At 36.3% G+C, this 17745-nt stretch carries 15 protein-coding genes; 9 read left to right on the top strand and 6 right to left on the bottom strand.

The window, feature by feature from the left end; translation table 11 throughout:
• Window positions 1-38 precede the first annotated feature (38 nt).
• Both LC457_RS16905 and LC457_RS16900 read right to left on the bottom strand, forming a co-directional pair.
• Window positions 39-953 (bottom strand): AraC family transcriptional regulator, encoded by a 915-nt coding sequence (locus LC457_RS16905; protein ID WP_223600930.1) that lies wholly within the window; start codon window positions 951-953, stop codon window positions 39-41.
• Between the two features lie 137 nt (window positions 954-1090).
• On the bottom strand, window positions 1091-1606 hold the full coding sequence (locus LC457_RS16900; RefSeq protein WP_223600929.1) for a hypothetical protein: 516 nt from the start codon (window positions 1604-1606) through the stop codon (window positions 1091-1093).
• 117 nt (window positions 1607-1723) lie between these two features.
• Between LC457_RS16900 and LC457_RS16895 the strand changes: the two genes are divergently transcribed.
• Window positions 1724-3145, top strand: coding sequence for a PLP-dependent aminotransferase family protein (locus LC457_RS16895; RefSeq protein ID WP_223600928.1), 1422 nt, complete (start codon window positions 1724-1726; stop codon window positions 3143-3145).
• Between the two features lie 55 nt (window positions 3146-3200).
• Here LC457_RS16895 and LC457_RS16890 read toward each other — a convergent pair whose 3' ends face one another.
• Window positions 3201-4685, bottom strand: coding sequence for a M1 family aminopeptidase (locus tag LC457_RS16890; RefSeq protein WP_223600927.1), 1485 nt, complete (start codon window positions 4683-4685; stop codon window positions 3201-3203).
• A gap of 436 nt (window positions 4686-5121) precedes the next feature.
• Here LC457_RS16890 and LC457_RS16885 point away from each other — a divergent pair, with 436 nt between their 5' ends.
• Window positions 5122-5298, top strand: a complete 177-nt coding sequence (locus LC457_RS16885) for a histone H1 (protein WP_047377485.1) — start codon at window positions 5122-5124, stop codon at window positions 5296-5298.
• 290 nt (window positions 5299-5588) lie between these two features.
• Window positions 5589-7160 carry a M28 family peptidase gene (locus tag LC457_RS16880; RefSeq protein ID WP_223600926.1) on the top strand — a complete coding sequence of 524 codons (1572 nt, stop codon included), beginning with the start codon at window positions 5589-5591 and terminating at the stop codon, window positions 7158-7160.
• 46 nt (window positions 7161-7206) lie between these two features.
• On the opposite strand, the gene LC457_RS16875 is transcribed toward LC457_RS16880, so the two are convergent.
• Entirely contained in the window at window positions 7207-7857 is a 651-nt protein-coding gene (locus tag LC457_RS16875) for an HAD family hydrolase (protein ID WP_223600925.1), read from the bottom strand.
• A 42-nt stretch (window positions 7858-7899) separates the two neighbouring features.
• Entirely contained in the window at window positions 7900-10023 is a 2124-nt protein-coding gene (locus LC457_RS16870) for a Tex family protein (RefSeq protein ID WP_223600924.1), read from the bottom strand.
• Window positions 10024-10297: 274 nt separating this feature from the next.
• On the opposite strand from LC457_RS16870, the gene LC457_RS16865 reads away from it, so the two are divergent.
• Entirely contained in the window at window positions 10298-10975 is a 678-nt protein-coding gene (locus tag LC457_RS16865) for a YceI family protein (protein WP_223600923.1), read from the top strand.
• A gap of 87 nt (window positions 10976-11062) precedes the next feature.
• Here LC457_RS16865 and LC457_RS16860 read toward each other — a convergent pair whose 3' ends face one another.
• Complete coding sequence (locus tag LC457_RS16860) at window positions 11063-11419, bottom strand: hypothetical protein (protein WP_223600922.1); 357 nt, start codon at window positions 11417-11419, stop codon at window positions 11063-11065.
• Window positions 11420-11554: 135 nt separating this feature from the next.
• Between LC457_RS16860 and LC457_RS16855 the strand changes: the two genes are divergently transcribed.
• From LC457_RS16855 to ychF, 5 genes are all read left to right on the top strand, one after another.
• Window positions 11555-11806: a DUF1294 domain-containing protein gene (locus LC457_RS16855; protein WP_213279755.1), complete on the top strand. Its 252-nt coding sequence runs from the start codon at window positions 11555-11557 to the stop codon at window positions 11804-11806.
• Window positions 11807-12104: 298 nt separating this feature from the next.
• Window positions 12105-13910, top strand: coding sequence for a translational GTPase TypA (gene typA / locus LC457_RS16850; protein WP_223600921.1), 1806 nt, complete (start codon window positions 12105-12107; stop codon window positions 13908-13910).
• A 129-nt stretch (window positions 13911-14039) separates the two neighbouring features.
• A complete protein-coding gene (locus tag LC457_RS16845; RefSeq protein ID WP_223600920.1) occupies window positions 14040-15656 on the top strand; it encodes a glycoside hydrolase family 10 protein in 1617 nt (538 codons plus the stop codon).
• A gap of 240 nt (window positions 15657-15896) precedes the next feature.
• Window positions 15897-16448, top strand: coding sequence for a ferritin (locus tag LC457_RS16840; protein WP_047421761.1), 552 nt, complete (start codon window positions 15897-15899; stop codon window positions 16446-16448).
• Between the two features lie 179 nt (window positions 16449-16627).
• The gene (gene ychF, locus LC457_RS16835; protein WP_142718102.1) at window positions 16628-17719 is read left to right on the top strand and encodes a redox-regulated ATPase YchF; all 1092 of its coding nucleotides are present in this window, start codon (window positions 16628-16630) and stop codon (window positions 17717-17719) included.
• The last annotated feature ends 26 nt before the right edge of the window (window positions 17720-17745 follow it).

Raw genomic sequence — 17745 nt, 5'->3', positions numbered from 1 at the left:
ATTTTAAAAGACAAAGTAAAAATTACAAAAATCAAATATTAAGCTAAATTCTTGAATTTTAATGGTGAAGTCCGGGCATGTTTTTTAAAAAAGTTATTAAAATGTGCAGGCTGATCAAAACCTAACGTATAACCGATCTGAGCAATGTCCCAATTGGTGTACTTCAGGAGATTTTTAGACTCTTCAAACATCTTTTCTTTAATGATTTGCGTTGTCGTGAGATGGGTTACAGATTTTACCGAAGAATTCAAATGATTCACATGTACATTAAGGTGATCGGCAAAGTCCGAAGGAGTTTTTAAAGCAAGCGGATAAGCAGGAGAGTCCAGGGGAAACTGTTTGTTAAGCAGTTCATCAAATAATCTGTATAAACGCACATTTGCAGGAAGTTCATTAGGATTGATGTCTTCCACACGGTTTTCCATTGCCAGATGCATAACGGATGCCAGATTGCTTTTGATACTGCTGCAACGGAAGGGATAAGCAGAATTATTCATTCTGTAAATCTGATCAAAATAAAGAGTAGCCAGCTGAGTTTGTTCCTCTGTCAGGAAAACGACAGGCTTGCTCCATTCTTTGAACATTGAGGTCTTTTTAAACAGATTAAATTCCGAATTTCCGTTAAAAAATTCCTGGTTGAACAGACAGAAATAACCTTCCTGTAAATCACTGTCACATTCCCAAGAGTAGGGGATGCTTGGAGAAGGAAAGAATAATGCAGGACGGTCAATATACAACTGATGTGTGCCATAATGAATGGTCCCTTTTCCAATGATAAAACTGATTTTATAATAATCACGGCGGTTGTAAGGACTCTTAAAACTGCAGTATTTCCGCATTGAAATGTTGAAATGAGATTTACCCATTTCAAAATCCTCAGAATCAAACATTTTGATCTGGTTCTTACGGATGCGTTTGTAATAATCTTCTATAGTTTCCAGCTGATCGCTCATAAGTAAAAATTATAAAAATCAAAGATAATAAAACGATTGCTCACTCAAAATAATTTTAAGTGAAATAAAAAAAATAGGAATGATAACTCCTCTCAATAATATGAGTACAAAATCATAGAAAGGAAATCTGTGGTCATCTAACTTTTATTAATTTCCAATTCTAAAATATGGGATGGAAGCAGGAATGGGCCAGCTTTTGAACTGACACAAGGTACAAAACCAGACTCTTTTAAAAACTCCGAAAGCGGATCATGATCCAGCATATTGGTCCATACGATATCCGTAAAACTCACTGCTGATCTGCATTTTTTCCAAAGCGACTGCCTGGTTTCAGGAAGATCAAACTCTGAAAGAATCACAAAACTGATTTCTGTTGCTCTTTTTCCTTCCGGTATGCCAGAATGCAGAGAACCACTTTTTATAATACTGTATCCGACAGGTTTCTGATCTGCATACGTCATGATCAGCTGGTTGGAGAGATCATTCAGGTCATTGATCATTTTTCTCGGATCTATTTCATTGTGAATGTATTTTTTAATCTCCTCTTCCGTAATAAAATCTTTGTGTAAAGCATAAACAGAAGAATCAATAATGGCTATAAGATCAGAAATTCCCTCTTCAGAACCTACTGTAAATTTTGAAATGATATCCATGGGATTTTTTTTATTCAAAATTATAAGATTAATCAATTTAAAAGGGATACAGTTTGCTAAAATATAATCGGTACAGAAAGATAATTTTATAAATTTGTTCAGTACAGTTGATGTGTTATGGTAAAATCTTATAAGTACGAAATTTTTACAGCAGTAATAGAGAAACAGATTCGCAGTGGGATTTTGCAGGAAAATGACAGACTTCCGTCCGTTCGGGAAATTAAAGAAAAATACAAGCTCAGTACAAGTTCTGTACAAAGCGGGTTTGAATATCTTCTGATTAAAGGATTAATTAAGAGTCATCCGAGGTCAGGATATTTTATTGCCGAAATTCAGGAAGAGCATATTCCGGAAGTCAGAACAAAGCTGCCTGTGGTCGTAAGAGATGCCGAATTTATGAAAAATATGATGTTGACTTCCAAAAGAACATCAGAATCCAGTTCTTTCAACACAGCTGTACCCGGAGATTTGCTGATTCCGCAGAAACTCATCCTCAGAACGATGCAGGAAGTAATTCGTGAGAAAGGGGCAGCACTGCTCAGATATTACCCTTCAAATGGCCTGGAAACATTAAGGAAACAGATTGCAAAACAGATGGGAACTTATGGCTGTATTTTAAATCCTGATGAAATAATTATTACCGATGGTGCACTACAAGCACTCACGATCGCTTTGAAATCGGTTACCAAACCTGGAGATGTGGTTGCTGTTGACAGCCCTTGTGTGTTCTCTGTATTGGAAGTTATTGCTAATCTCGATCTTAAAGTGATCGAAATTCCTCTTCATTACAGAAGTGGTTTTGATACGGAATATTTCAGAACAGTTTGCGCTGAAAACGATATTCGTGCCTTGGTTGTAACTCCGAATTTTCATAATCCTACAGGCGTATTAATGAGTGATGAGGTTAAAGCAGAATTGTTGAGTGTTGCAGAACAACATCAGTTGTGTATCATTGAAAATGATATGTATTCTGATCTCTATTTCAGTGAACAAAGACCCCGATGTATTAAAAGTTTTGATACCAAAGGATTGGTCATGACCTATTCATCATTTTCAAAAACATTGGCGCCGGGAATTCGTTTAGGTTGGCTCTATGCAGGTGATTTTTACGCAAAATCTGAAAGAGCGAGGTTTTCTTTGGGACGGTCGGTTTCTCCTGTTTATCAGGAATTGGTCTTGAAACTGTTACAGGGAAGCAGTTATGAAAGACATTTGCGTTCGTTCCGAAAAAAGCTCAATCAGCAGGCTATTCAGGTATTGGACACTTTAAAAAGTTCTTTTCCCGAAGGTTCTTATTTTCACAGGCCTCAGGGTGGATACAGCATTTGGGGAAGGCTGCCGGAGAATATGGATATGGAAAGATTTTACGAGTATTGTGAAAAGCACCAGATTTTATTTACTCCCGGGGATACCTTTTCATTTACGGATAAATATCAATTTCATTTCCGGATTGTTTTTGCAGAAAGAATTACTCCCGAAAGCCTAATCTTATTGGGAACTGCAGGTGAAAAGGCTAAGAAGTTGTTACTTGAAATATAAAGATTTTATGTGATGTTACATATAGCGAATTGACCCTATCCTTTATGGATAAAGTTTAATTGAGACCATATTTTAGATTCTTGCTTTTGTCAATTTCCAATTTGGGGATATTGTCAATCATTTTAAAATCAAAACCGTCAATCCATTTTTCTTTGGTAAGGTTAATATCTTCCCCTGAAATGATGTGTTTCTGAAAGAAATAAGTAATATCTTCATCCAGGTAGTGATGAGCTATATCGAGAAAAAGTTCATCTGTAAACTTGAGCTTCTTTTCCGTACAGACCTTCAATAATTCACGCATCAAAACATCCAGAGATTTTTTGTAGCGGGTTTTTAATAAAATCTGATTATCCAGCCAGAAAGCAAAAATTGCACCCCGTCTGTAGGGTACCTTTTCTACATCACGGCTTTTCCAGAAATCATCTTTTATTTTATAATTCGGAATATTTCGCTGAGGATTCTTCCAATGATTTTGAATGACTTCAGTATTGAATAATGTGAGCCATTCATCTATAGAAATATCTTTGATTCTAAGTCTGTTTTTATAAGTATAATAATCGGTGAAGCCTTCGCTAAACCAATAATTAAGCTCTTCGTTTTTATTTTGGATTTTATTTCCAATCCATTCGTGCATCAACTCATGATGAAGAAGATAAAGGTAGGCACTTTTGTTGTTAAAAGGATTATTAGTTCCCTGAATCATAAATGCATTTTTGATAGCGGATCCTGTTGAGCTGTATCCTTTGAAAAGACTGTCCTTTTGTGAAACGGTAGGGGTTAAGGTAACGGTATAATAATCCTGATCATAATCTTTCCAGAAATCTCTTTGTGACTGTATCGCTTTTTTGAGGTTTGAAAATAGAAACTCATCCGTAAATCCGTTTTGCCACTGATCTCTTAATGCAAGATAAACAGGTTTGTTTTGTATTTTAAAAGAATAAAATCTGTAATCACCTCCTATAAACAGTGAGTTGTAAAATCCTTCCCAAAGTGTTGTTTTGATGTTCTGGGCCCGAGCCTGTGTAGCAAAATTATTGTGTAGTCTGAATTTCATAGGGAAATTTATCCATTCAATGGAAAATTCAAATTCCCTGTCTTCCGGAATCTTTGTAAATGATATGGGCACAATGAATAAGTTTTTACCCAAAACGTGGAAGAATGTATTGTTAATCCTGGGACGGTTGAATATTTTATAATCAGGATCTTTAAAATCCTGTTTTATATGATAAATAAAAGAAACTTTATCTCCTGTTTTCATCCTGACCTTTATTTGACTCTTTTCCGGGAGGGTTTCAAAAGTTATATCCGGATTTTCGTCTTTTGATATTGTAAGATTGTTGAAGAGATTATTTTCACCCCAGTTTTCATTGGCAAAATAAAAGGAGATGGTATCTGATGGTTTTTTAAGGATGTAATCAACCTGAACTTTTAGCCCGTTTTGCTCAAGATCTGCATCATAATAGATTTTATAATTTATTTTGTTCTGAGAATAGGTGAGCAGAGGTAATAATAAAGCCAGGATGAATAATTTTTTTACCATGGATAAGTCGTTTTTTCAAATTTATAATAAAATTCAAGAACTTCTGTGTTGCTAACATTTTTATACGATGAACAAACTTAAAATGGTAAAATACAGAGCGTAATTATTCTTTATGAACTTTATAATTTCCTGTCCCGTTTTCCAGCATCAGTTTCTTTCTAAAAACCACAAATTCTGGTATCATTTTTTCGATACATTATTTAAAGATTTATAAACCAAAATAATGAAACCCAGCCAAAAGAAAAACTCCTTTCAGAAGACCTCAGATAAGGATTGGAACCGTGTTTTATGATTGTTTTCAGGGACTAAATCATTCCAAAATATATTTTTATGGAGGTGGAAGTGAATATTTTAGCCATTTATCTTAAACTTTTTTCGCTCCAGCTAGGCTGGAATCACCATAAAACCTATATTTGCAGCCTAAATTTTTAAATAAATGAAAGAACTAATTGAAAAAATCAACGCAGAATTTGAAGCGTTCACAACTGAGGCAAACCAACAAGCAGAAAAAGGAAACAAGGCAGCTGGTACAAGAGCTCGTAAAGCAGCTCTTGAACTAAGCAAATTGTTCAAAGACTTCAGAAAAGTTTCTGTAGAAGAAGCTAAAAAATAATTTACTTTTAGCCGGCTTTTGAAGCCGGCTTTTTTTTGCGTTAATTCAATATCGTAAAGAGTATTTAAACTGCTATTTTCTTTACACTTATGAATTTATATCTACACAATTATTAATGCTAATCTAAACTGTCATATTGATAGTTTTTTTATGAATTATAGTTATTAGCGGATTTTTGTTATTGTTTTCATGTGAAAATATTGATAATGTCACTGGAAAACCTCTTTTTTAGGCTCAATCTTTCATCATCTCCCCAATTTCCTTTATCTTTAAACCAATCAATATATATTATGAGGATAAATAGATTTTTTGCAGTGCCTGCAGTAGTGCTGGCTGCTCAGTTTTCCTGGGCTCAGGTAAAGGTTGACCCAAAAGAAAGACTCAACCCTATCGTAAAAAGTTTTGTAGATGAAGTAAATAATAATTCCCAGCTGGAAAACCTCGCATATGAGCTGTTGGACGGTATCGGGCCGCGTCTTGTAGGAACTCCCGAAATGCTTGCCGCTAATGAATGGAGCGCAGGTAAACTTCGCTCATGGGGAGTAGATGCCAATCTTCAGCAGTTTGGAACATGGAAAGGATGGCAGAGAGGAACTACTCATGTAGATATGACGTTTCCGCGTGTAAAATCTTTGGCTGCCACACAGCTTGCATGGAGTCCGGCTACTAAAAAAGCAATTGAGGCAGAAGTAGTAATTCTTCCAAAGGTATCATCCAAAGCAGAGTTTGATCAATGGCTTCCTTCCGCAAAAGGGAAAATAGTGCTGATGGCACAGTATCAGAAAATCGGACGTTCCGATGAGCAAATCAAAGAATTTGCTACTCCTGAACTGTATGAAAAGCTTAAAGCAGAAAAAGAACAGGCAGCTAAAGATTTCACTGCCTATGTGAAGAATATCGGATATGACAATAACAGTCTTCCAGAAGCCTTGGAAAAAGCAGGAGCAGCAGGAATTGCTATTTCCAACTGGACCGGAATTATGGGAGCTAACAGAATATTCGGAGCAAAAACAACCAAAATTCCCATGATTGATATTGATGTGGAAGATTATGGAATGCTCTACAGAATGGCAGAAAAAGGTACGCTTCCTAAAATAAAAATTGATGCCCAGTCTAAAATACTTCCTGAAGCCAAAAGTTTCAATACTGTTGGGATGATTAAAGGAAAGGAAAAACCGGATGAATATGTAATTCTTTCGGCTCACCTTGATTCATGGGATGGAGCTCAGGGCGCTACAGATAACGGAACGGGAACGATTACAATGTTGGAAACCATGCGAATCCTGAAAAAATATTATCCTAACAACAAAAGAACCATCGTGATAGGACTTTGGGGAAGTGAAGAGCAGGGATTAAACGGTTCCAGAGGTTTTGTGATGGATAATCCTGAGATTATAAAAGGAGTGCAGGCTGCTTTTAATCAGGATAACGGAACAGGGCGTGTTGTGAATATCAGTGGTCAGGGGTTTGTAAAAGCTTATGATTATATCGGAAAATGGCTTGACGGTGTTCCAAAAGCTGTAAAAAGCCACATTAAAACCGATTTCCCAGGAATGCCTGGCGGTGGTGGTTCTGATCATGCTTCATTTGTGGCCGCCGGAGTACCAGGATTTTCTTTAGGTTCTCTGAACTGGGGGTATTTTGGATATACATGGCACACAACAAAAGATACGTATGATAAAATTGTCTTTGATGAGGTGAAAAACAATGTGATCTTAACGGCATCATTAGCTTATATGGCTTCTGAAGACCCGGAATTCGCCAACAGAGAGAAGAGAGCAATGCCTCAGGATGACAAAGGGGAAACGGTAAAATGGCCGGAAGTAAAAGAGCCCAGAAGAAGTTCTAAGGATTATAAGTAAAAGAGGCTGCCCGTAGGGCAGCCTCTTTTACTTGAATAAGATTTCATTATTTTGTACTATCGGAAATACAGGCTATTAAGTCCGAAAACGTAGGAATTGATGGTTCGTAAAGTGAATCAGTCAATTTTCCAAATCCGTATTTACAGAAAATAAATGGCAATCCGTTTCCTTGTGCGGAGTCATGATCGGTCTGAGTATCTCCTATGTAGATGGAGTCTTCGATTGTTAAATCATTTCTTTCCATAAGGAGCTGTATATTTTCAGATTTTGGTTTTTGAGTTCGTCCATGAGATTCAAAATCAACAAACAGATCATTGAACTGATAATAGTCTAAAAATGATTCAATATAACCGTCCTGGCAATTGCTTACAATGAAAAGAGAGTGGGTGTTGGCAAGACTCTTTAAAGTTTCTTCTACACCCTCATATAAAATCCCACCCTGTATGTGCAGTATTTTATTTTCTTCGGCTACAATTTCAGACAGAAGTTCCTGAACCTGCAGGTCTGAAATACCCGGAATAATATCTTTTATAATATCATGAGCCAATAATCCCATATATTGATTCATATCTTCAGGCTTAAGTTCTCTTTGGATTAACTGATGTCTACCCAGTACTTCATTCCATATTTTAATGATGGTCGCTCTGGAATCCCATAATGTTCCGTCAAGATCGAAAATTAAATTCTTTGTGTTCAAAATAAATATTTTATGATTTATATTTAATCTATAATTAAAAAATTACAAAATCATGCTCAGCTGCACTCTTTTTCTTGCTTCATCTACTTCGGTTACCTTTACACGAACATGCTGGTGGAGTTTTACCACTTCATTGACATCTGATACAAAACCATCTTTCAGCTGAGAAATATGAACCAATCCGCTTTCTTTGATTCCAAGATCTACAAAACATCCGAACGCTGTAATATTGTTGACAATTCCAGGAAGAATCATGCCTGCTTTCAAATCTTTAATGCTTTTAACAGTAGGATCAAATTCAAATACTTTGGCAGCCTTTCTTGGGTCCAATCCTGGTTTTTCAAGTTCTTTTAAAATATCTTTGATTCCTAGAATCCCGATTTCACCCGTGATATAACTTTCCGGTTTTACAAGAGCTATTTTTTCCTTATTGGCGATCAGTTCATGGGTTTTAATTCCTAAATCTTTGGCTATTTTTTCTACAATTCCATAAGCTTCCGGATGTACAGCGGAATTATCCAGTGGGTTTTTAGCATTCGCAATTCTTACAAACGCGGCTGCCTGCTGAAAAGCTTTTTCTCCAAGTCTCGGAACTTTTTTAAGCTGTTTTCTATCTTCAAATGCTCCGTTTTCAGCGCGGTAATTGACAATGTTTTCCGCCATTTTCTCGCCAATTCCGGAAACATAGCTTAAAAGAGATTTACTTGCTGTATTTAAATTAATTCCCACAGAATTTACACATTTCATCACTGTAGAATCCAATTCATTTTTCAGTTGGGTTTGATCTACATCGTGTTGGTATTGACCAACTCCAATAGATTTGGCATCAATCTTTACCAATTCTGCTAATGGATCAGAAAGTCTTCTTCCGATAGAAACTGCTCCACGCACCGTTACATCATATGTTGGGAACTCTTCTCTCGCAATTTTACTGGCAGAATATACTGAAGCTCCGGCTTCTGAAACTACAAAAACCTGCAGCGGTTTATCGAAAGCAATCTTTTTGATAAAAAATTCTGTCTCACGACTTGCTGTTCCGTTACCGATAGAGATTGCTTCAATATTATAAGCATTCACCATAGAACGTATCTTTTTCATAGCCATCCCGCTTTCATTCTGCGGAGCATGAGGATAAAGAGTTTCATTGTGCAGTAAATCTCCTTTTTCATCCAGACACACCACTTTGCATCCGCTTTTGTATCCCGGGTCTATTGCCAGGATTCTTTTCTCTCCTAAAGGAGGAGCAAGCAAAAGCTGACTTAAATTTTCAGAGAATATTTCAATTGCTTTTTTATCTGCTTTTTCTTTGGCTTCCTGTAATGCTTCATTGGAGATAGCGGGTTCCAGAAGTCTTTTATAACTGTCTTTTATGGCCAATGCAATTTGGTCTGAACTTTCATTGTTAGATTTTATAATCGCTTTTTCAATAAAATCAATGACTTCTTCCTTATCTACTCCTACGTTTGTTTTTACAAAGCCCTCCGCTTCCGCTCGTAACATGGCCAGAAGTCTGTGAGAAGGCGTTCTGCTAAGGCTTTCTTCCCATTCAAAATATTGGGAGAATTTTTGAGCATCTTCCTCATCTTTTTTAGCTTTTACAACTTTGGAAGTAACAACTGCCTTCCGCTGAAAGAGTCTGCGGAGATTCTTACGGACATACATATTTTCGTTAATCCATTCTGCCATGATGTCTCTTGCTCCCTGAAGCGCTTCTTCTTCGGAGGTAACATCATTATTCAGATATTTTGAAGCCAGAAATTGGATGTCATTATTTTTCTGACTCATAATGATCCTTGCTAAAGGTTCCAATCCTTTTTCTTTAGCGGTATCGGCTTTTGTTTTTTTGCGTTTTTTGAACGGAAGATATAGATCTTCCAGCTCCTGAATATCAAAGCTGCCTTCAATTCTCTGTTGAAGCTCAGGACTTAGTGCATTCTGTTCTTCTATAGATTTTAAGATAGATTCTTTTCTCTTGATAATGTCTTCAAACTGTTTGCTGATCTTTGATATTTGTTCGATCTGTATTTCATCGAGATTCCCGGTTTTATCTTTTCGGTAACGTGAAATAAATGGGATGGTGCAGTCTTCTGCTAATAATTGTAAAGTATTGTTGATGCTCTTTTCAGAAATGTTGAGCTGCTTCTGTATAAATTCTACGGTCGTCATTGTTCTGTTTTCGGATAGCTAAAATAGTATTTTGGAATGAGAAAAAATTGGAATTCGTTTATAAAATCTGGTTTCTACAAAATGCAATGAAACAATAAAGGATCAGGATTTCTCAAACAGTTATGTGAATAGCGGTGTTTAGTAAGTGGATTTACAACTGCAAATAATATAAATATTGTATTTCTTGATGTATGATAAGGTACCTCCGAATTGGTTTTTCTATTTTTGTACCCGAAAACAACAAAATTTCAACAAACTTTTTAAACAGTTCAATATGAAAAAAATTAGCGTAATTGCATTAGTAGGAGTAGGATTGCTTTTAGCATCATGTGATAAAGGAAAAACGGCAGATGCTGCTGCTACAGCTCAGGAGCAAACAGTAGCAGAGAGCAAAGGTGAAGTACTTGCAGTAGATACAGTAGGTTCAGTAGTAAACTGGAAGGCTACCCACAAAGGAGGAATGGCTCCACGTTGGGGAACACTTACTGTAAAATCTGGAGATCTTAGTGTTGATGGAGGGCAGGTTTCTGCAGGAAATTTCGTAATCGATATGAACTCTATCAAAGTAGATCCTGCTTCAGTAACAGAAAAAGATAAAAAACCAGCAGATCTTGAAGCTCACCTGAAAAATCCTGATTTCTTTGATGTAGCGAAAAACCCTACTTCAGATTTCAAAATTACAAGTGTTACAGATTTAAAAGAAGCACCAAAAGATGCTGTAGCAGGAGCTAATAAAACAGTAAGCGGAAACCTTACATTATCAGGAAAAACAATGAATGTTACTTTCCCTGCTAAAGTAGATGTAGCAGAAAATTCAGCTGCTATTCAGGCTAAATTTACAGTAAACAGAGCAGACTGGGGACTTAAATTTGGTACTTCAGAAGCAGATCCGGCAGAATGGATGATCAGCAAAGATATCGAGATTGCTATCGATGTAAAAGCTAAAAAATAAGTTATTGAAATTGTAATAACTACAGGGCTGTCTTGATAAAGGCAGCCCTTTTTATTTTTATAAACTTTATTTGACCTGGTGACAAAATCAATTCAAAATCCTTGAATTCTGAATCCTTACACAATATTCGCTTCCGAGATACAAAGGATTACCATGTTTTTCAGACCAGAAACCATCCAATATATCCTTACTTAGACAACGGTATACTGCAACTCCTTTATAGATTTTATGATCTTCACCCTCATAGTTGAAGTTGATCACTAAAATATGGTCTTTATAAAACCCTGTACCATGTTGCAGATGATCACCAATAACCCACTGAGCAATAATACGGTTGTTTTCATCAATAGATAAGGTTAATATACCATGATAAGAAGCCTGGGATGATTCTTCCTGATTGCTTCCTTCAATAGCATAGCTTCCCGCAAGATCATGTAGTGTCATTGATTTGTTATTTTAACAGAGGGCAAAATTAAATAATTCTGACTGCAGTACAAATCTCGTTTTGTATTGAATTTAAATTTCCGTTTCTTCTTATATATAAATTAAACTTTATTTTTGCTTTAAATTAAGTTTAAAATGATTCCTTTTCTATTGATCGCTAATCTGATTACATTTGGTGTCTTTGGTTTTGATAAATGGCAAGCCAGAAAACAGCAATGGAGAATTTCAGAAAATACGCTTTTAGGAATTTCTCTTATAGGCGTTGTAGGAGCTGCTTCCGGAATGATTATCTTCAATCATAAAGTTTCTAAAAAATCATTTCTTGTGAAATTTTTTATCGTGGTTTTAATTGATCTGGTACTTTTTTACCGATTGATAAGATATTGATATAAAGAAACCCATGTTGTTTTTTTAATGTTAAATATTTTAAAATAATATTATTTTATTATGCTAATAACAAATAAACAAACAATATCAGGAATCTGGATATGATATTATATGTGGAGAACTGCCTGTAATAGATTCATGGTAGAAATGACATGCACATAGATAATTTAAACAGTGTTTTTTAACACCATTTTTTTATTGTCTTGTAAATAAGTATTTTAAACATAATATTAAATATTTGCATAAGTAAATATTTTTTCATTAAAAATCACTACTTTTGCACCCGTAAAAATCTTTTATGCAAAACATTAGAAATATTGCGATTATCGCACACGTTGACCACGGAAAGACGACTTTGGTTGACAAGATCATTCACGCTACCAACATTTTCAGAGAAAATCAGGAGAGTGGGGAGTTAATTATGGATAACAACGATCTTGAAAGAGAAAGAGGGATCACTATCTTATCCAAGAATATTTCTGTTACTTATAAAGACACAAAAATTAACGTAATTGATACTCCTGGTCACGCCGATTTTGGTGGAGAAGTAGAAAGAGTATTGAAAATGGCTGATGGGGTTATTTTGTTGGTAGATGCGTTCGAAGGACCAATGCCACAAACAAGATTCGTACTACAGAAAGCATTGGAATTAGGATTGAGACCATTAGTGGTTATCAATAAAGTAGATAAGCCAAACTGCCGCCCTGACGAAGTTCATGATAAGGTATTTGATTTATTCTTCAACCTTGAGGCTACAGAAGAGCAATTGGATTTCCCTACATTCTACGGATCTTCAAAACAAGGTTGGTTCAACACTTCATTAGAGCAGACTGAAGACATTTTACCACTATTAGATGGTATTTTACAATATGTTCCTGAACCGAAAGTAACAGAAGGAAATCTTCAGATGCAGATTACTTCTCTTGATTTCTCTTCTTTCTTAGGAAGAATTGCAATCGGGAAAGTGACAAGAGGTGAGATCAAAGAATCTCAGTGGATTGGTCTTGCTCAGGCTGAAGGTAAAATTGTAAAAGGAAAAGTAAAAGAACTTTACGTTTTCGAAGGATTAGGAAAGAAAAAAGTAACTGAAGTAAAAGCAGGAGATATCTGTGCTGTAGTAGGTTTTGATGCTTTCCAGATTGGTGATTCATTCGTTGATCTTGAAAATCCTGAACCATTGGAAAGAACTGCCATTGACGAGCCTACGTTGAACATGACGTTCTCTATCAACAACTCACCTTTCTTCGGTAAAGATGGTAAATATGTTACTTCTAACCACCTGAAAGAAAGATTAACAAAAGAATTAGAAAAGAACTTGGCATTAAGAGTTCAGCAGACAGACGATGCGAACACATTCCTTGTTTTCGGTAGAGGTATTCTTCACTTATCAGTTTTGATCGAAACAATGAGAAGAGAAGGTTATGAAATGACTATTGGTCAGCCACAGGTAATCTTCAAAGAAATTGATGGTGAAAAATGTGAGCCTTATGAATCTTTAGTTGTTGACGTTCCTGAAGAATTTGCTTCAAGAGTAATCGACTTGGCAACTCAGAGAAAAGGTGACCTTCACATCATGGAAACTAAAGGTGAAATGCAGCACATGGAGTTTGAAATTCCTTCAAGAGGTTTGATCGGACTACGTTCTCAGATGTTGACAGCTACTGCAGGGGAAGCTATTATGGCACACCGTTTTACAGAATATAAGCCTTTCAAAGGAACTATTCCTGGAAGAAACAATGGTGTTTTGATCAGCAAAACTACAGGTCCTGCTACAGAATATTCTATCGCTAAATTACAGGATAGAGGTAAGTTCTTCGTTGATCCGGGTGAGGAAATCTACACAGGAATGATCATCGGTGAGCAAAACAAGCCGGGAGATTTGGTAGTAAACATCGTAGAAGCAAAACAGTTGAACAACATGAGAGCTTCTGGAAAAGATAAAGATACTGGTGTTGCTCCGAAAATCTTATTCTCTCTTGAAGAATGTATGGAATATATCCAAGGGGATGAAGCTATTGAGGTAACTCCAAACTTCATCAGAATGAGAAAGAAAATCCTTTCAGAAGAAGAAAGAAAAAGAGTAGAAAGAGGAGCGAAAGCATAATCCGAAATTCTTAAAATATAATAAAGCCTCGATTTTCGGGGCTTTTTTTCTGTGTCAACCCATTAAAATGCTTATTTTGGCATAATAATCTCTGAAAATAAAAATAAATTTTAAAGTAGTTTTGTGACTATGAGAATGAATAAATTAAAACTTATCGTTTTATTGGGCGTTTTTGCATCTTACACTACCTCTTGTTCCGTTCAGAACAATGTTGTAAAAACACCTTCAACGAAGAATCCTACAAAACCCACCAATAATACAACCCCGCCAAAAGTACCTGTTGTAACAACAAAACCGTCTACAGGAACTACAGCCTCAACTGAAGAAAATTTCAGAACCAATCTTCCGGAAATCAAAAGAGAATTTCGTGGAGCATGGATCGCTAGTGTAGCCAATATCAACTGGCCTTCAAGAAATGATCTTACGGTAGAACAGCAGAAAGCAGAAGCAATCAGTATGCTTGATATGTTGAGAGATAATAATTTCAATGCTGCTATTTTTCAGATCAGACCTTCAGCGGATGCCCTCTATACAAGTAATATTGAACCTTGGTCTTACTTTCTGACCGGCGAAACCGGAAAGGTGCCATTTCCGAACTATGATCCACTTCAGTTCTGGATAGAAGAAGCTCACAAAAGAGGTTTGGAACTGCATGTCTGGTTAAACCCTTACCGCGCACACCATACCAACGGTGGTGCTGTGAATAATCTGTCAATGGCCAATAAACTGTCTGATACTGTTTTAAGATTAAAAAACGGAATGTACTGGTTTGATCCCGCCAATCCGAAAACACAAGGCCATGTATCCAATGTAGTAAGAGACATTGTGAAAAGATATGACATTGATGCCGTACACTTTGATGATTATTTCTATCCTTATGCAACCTATAACAGAGGAGCCGATTTTCCTGATAATGCAACATGGAATGCTTATGTAAACAGTGGCGGTACATTATCCAGAGCAGACTGGAGAAGAGATAACGTTAACAAATTTGTAGAGCGTATCTATAAAGAAATCCATGCCGAAAAAAGTAATGTAAGATTCGGGATCAGTCCATTTGGAATCTGGAAACCCGGATATCCTGCAGGAGTGGTAGGATCTTCACAATATGACGAGTTGTATGCAGATGCTAAATTATGGTTAAATAAAGGCTGGGTAGATTACTTTTCACCACAGCTTTACTGGCCTATTGATTCCAAAGGACAAAGTTTTGAAGCCCTGTTAAGCTGGTGGCAGTCTGAAAACACAATGAACCGTCACTTATGGCCGGGATTGAACACTGTTGAGGTTAAAGTATCAGACCGTCCAACAGAAATTAAAAACCAGATTGCAATCTCCAGAAATATCCTGAAAAATGATGCCGGAGAAATTCACTGGAGTATTGCAGGACTTACTAAAAATCCGAATATGCTGCCTGCTTTGAAAAACGGGCCGTACAGTGAAAAAGCATTAGTGCCAAAATCTCCATGGATAAAGACCGTTCCACTGCAGACTCCTACATTGTTTATTGCAGACAACGGAAGCTTTGCACAGACAAGCTGGAGTACAAAAAATGCTGCTGATGTTTTCCAGTGGGTTCTTTTTACTCAATACAGTGGAGTATGGCAAACCGAAATTTTGACGCTGGATACCCTTTCAAAAGACATTCCTAAATTTAAAGACGGTAAAAAGCTGAGTGCAGTTGCTATAAAAGCTATCGACAGATTAGGAAATGAAAGTGACTATACAGCAAGAAGAATTAAATAGTTGGGATAAGACTCACTCTAAATATGTCATTGCGAACCTTTAGGTGAAGCCTCAATGATAAATAAAAACCCAGTTCTCCAATAGAACTGGGTTTTTATTTTAGAATAACTATAAATTATCAGTTTAAAATAATGATTTTCAATTAAATAAAAAACGCAAATAAATAATTATGTTTAAAACATAAATTGCATCGGAATCATTTTTGCATGATTCATCCCATAATCACCAAAATATAACATTATGAATACTAACAGACTTTCCACCAACATGGAAAAAGCACTTAGTGACCAGATGAATAAGGAGATTCATGCATCTCACGTTTTTTTATCTTATGGAATTTGGGCCGATGATAAAGGCTATCAGGGAATTGCTAACTTTCTTTACCGCCATGCTCAGGAAGAGCGAAATCATTCAATCAAATTCATGGAATACATTTTAAACAGAGGCGGAAAACCAAAAGTAGATGCTATTCCAGCTCCTCCAGCAGATCCGGACAGCCTTACAGCCTGTTTTGATGGCGTTTTTAAACATGAAGTTGACAATACAACCGCTATTTACAGAATCGTAGATCTTTCGATGGAAGAAAAAGACTGGGCAACGTGGAATTTTATGCAGTGGTTTGTGCAGGAACAGATTGAAGAAGAAACATTAGCTCAAAACTTAATTGATAAATTAAAAATCGCTGGTGGTGACAGAGCTACCGATGAGTCTTTATTTACTTTAGATAAAACTTTACAGGAAGCACCGAATGATGTTCCGCTGGCCCAGAATGCTACGGGAGATAATCCATAAAACAGCCGGTGGATCCGAACCTTTAGAAAATCTGTCAGAATATTGGCAGATTTTTTTATTATGAAACTCTCTCAAAAATCACTATCTTTGCACACTCGTAATTCAAGGTTCAGAGTTCAATGTTTAAAGTTGGAGAAACCTTGGGTTACCCCTAAACCTTAAACTTTGAATTTTACAATATGAAATGTGGAATCGTAGGCCTGCCGAATGTAGGTAAATCAACTCTTTTTAACTGTTTGAGTAATGCAAAAGCTCAATCAGCAAACTATCCTTTCTGTACTATTGAACCGAACCTTGGGACGGTTTCTGTACCGGATCAGAGATTGTTTGAACTGGAGAAAATCGTAAAACCTGAGAGAGTTTTACCAGCTGTAGTTGAGATTGTTGATATTGCAGGTCTTGTAAAAGGAGCCAGCAAAGGAGAAGGATTGGGGAACCAGTTCTTGGCTAATATCCGTGAGTGTGAAGCAATTATTCACGTTTTAAGATGCTTTGATAACGGAAACATCATTCACGTTGAAGGTTCTGTAGATCCTTTAAGAGATAAAGAAATTATTGATATAGAGCTTCAGCTGAAAGACCTTGAAACAGTAGGGAAAGCAGTTGAAAAAGCTAAGAAATTCATCAAGTCAGGGAAGAAAGAAGATATCCTTACTTACGAAACACTTCAGAATTTACAGAAATTCCTTGAAGATGGTAAAAACGCAAGAGAATTTGCTACCGATGATTTCACAAAAGCAATTATTGGAGAAGTTCAGTTGTTAACCAATAAACCTGTGCTTTACGTTTGTAATGTAGACGAAAATTCTATCAAAAACGGAAATGACTGGATTGGTAAGATTGAAGAGATGGCTAAGAATGAGGGTGCAGAAGTAGTTGTATTAGCAGCACAGATAGAAGCTGATATCAATGAGCTTGAAACTTTTGAAGAAAGAGAAATTTTCCTTGAAGAATTGGGTCTTACTGAGCCGGGAGTTAACCGTTTGATCAGAAAAGCTTATGATCTTTTGAAACTTCAGACTTATTTTACTGCTGGAGTGAAAGAAGTAAGAGCATGGACTATTGGACAGGGATGGACAGCTCCACAGGCTGCAGGAGTAATCCACACAGACTTTGAGAAAGGATTTATCCGTGCAGAAGTAATCAAGTACAACGATTATATCACTTACGGTTCTGAAGTGAAAATCAAAGAAGCCGGAAAGCTTTCTGTAGAAGGTAAAGAATATGTAGTACAGGATGGAGACATCATGCACTTCAGATTCAATGTATAAGAAAATATTAAAGTTCGTTTATAATA

The sequence above is a fragment of the Chryseobacterium sp. GVT01B genome (assembly GCF_019970045.1).
GTDB lineage: Bacteria > Bacteroidota > Bacteroidia > Flavobacteriales > Weeksellaceae > Chryseobacterium.
This window is presented reverse-complemented; position numbering and strand designations above follow the sequence as displayed.

Excerpts from the sequence above, each read along its gene's own strand:
- LC457_RS16890 (WP_223600927.1), bottom strand. The coding sequence starts at position 4,685 with ATGGTAAAAAAATTATTCATCCTGGCTTTATTATTACCTCTGCTCACC.
- LC457_RS16895 (WP_223600928.1), top strand. The coding sequence starts at position 1,724 with ATGGTAAAATCTTATAAGTACGAAATTTTTACAGCAGTAATAGAGAAA.
- LC457_RS16900 (WP_223600929.1), bottom strand. The coding sequence starts at position 1,606 with ATGGATATCATTTCAAAATTTACAGTAGGTTCTGAAGAGGGAATTTCT.
- LC457_RS16845 (WP_223600920.1), top strand. The coding sequence starts at position 14,040 with ATGAGAATGAATAAATTAAAACTTATCGTTTTATTGGGCGTTTTTGCA.
- LC457_RS16860 (WP_223600922.1), bottom strand. The coding sequence starts at position 11,419 with ATGACACTACATGATCTTGCGGGAAGCTATGCTATTGAAGGAAGCAAT.
- ychF (WP_142718102.1), top strand. The coding sequence starts at position 16,628 with ATGAAATGTGGAATCGTAGGCCTGCCGAATGTAGGTAAATCAACTCTT.
- LC457_RS16880 (WP_223600926.1), top strand. The coding sequence starts at position 5,589 with ATGAGGATAAATAGATTTTTTGCAGTGCCTGCAGTAGTGCTGGCTGCT.
- LC457_RS16905 (WP_223600930.1), bottom strand. The coding sequence starts at position 953 with ATGAGCGATCAGCTGGAAACTATAGAAGATTATTACAAACGCATCCGT.
- LC457_RS16840 (WP_047421761.1), top strand. The coding sequence starts at position 15,897 with ATGAATACTAACAGACTTTCCACCAACATGGAAAAAGCACTTAGTGAC.
- LC457_RS16855 (WP_213279755.1), top strand. The coding sequence starts at position 11,555 with ATGATTCCTTTTCTATTGATCGCTAATCTGATTACATTTGGTGTCTTT.
- LC457_RS16870 (WP_223600924.1), bottom strand. The coding sequence starts at position 10,023 with ATGACGACCGTAGAATTTATACAGAAGCAGCTCAACATTTCTGAAAAG.
- typA (WP_223600921.1), top strand. The coding sequence starts at position 12,105 with ATGCAAAACATTAGAAATATTGCGATTATCGCACACGTTGACCACGGA.
- LC457_RS16865 (WP_223600923.1), top strand. The coding sequence starts at position 10,298 with ATGAAAAAAATTAGCGTAATTGCATTAGTAGGAGTAGGATTGCTTTTA.
- LC457_RS16885 (WP_047377485.1), top strand. The coding sequence starts at position 5,122 with ATGAAAGAACTAATTGAAAAAATCAACGCAGAATTTGAAGCGTTCACA.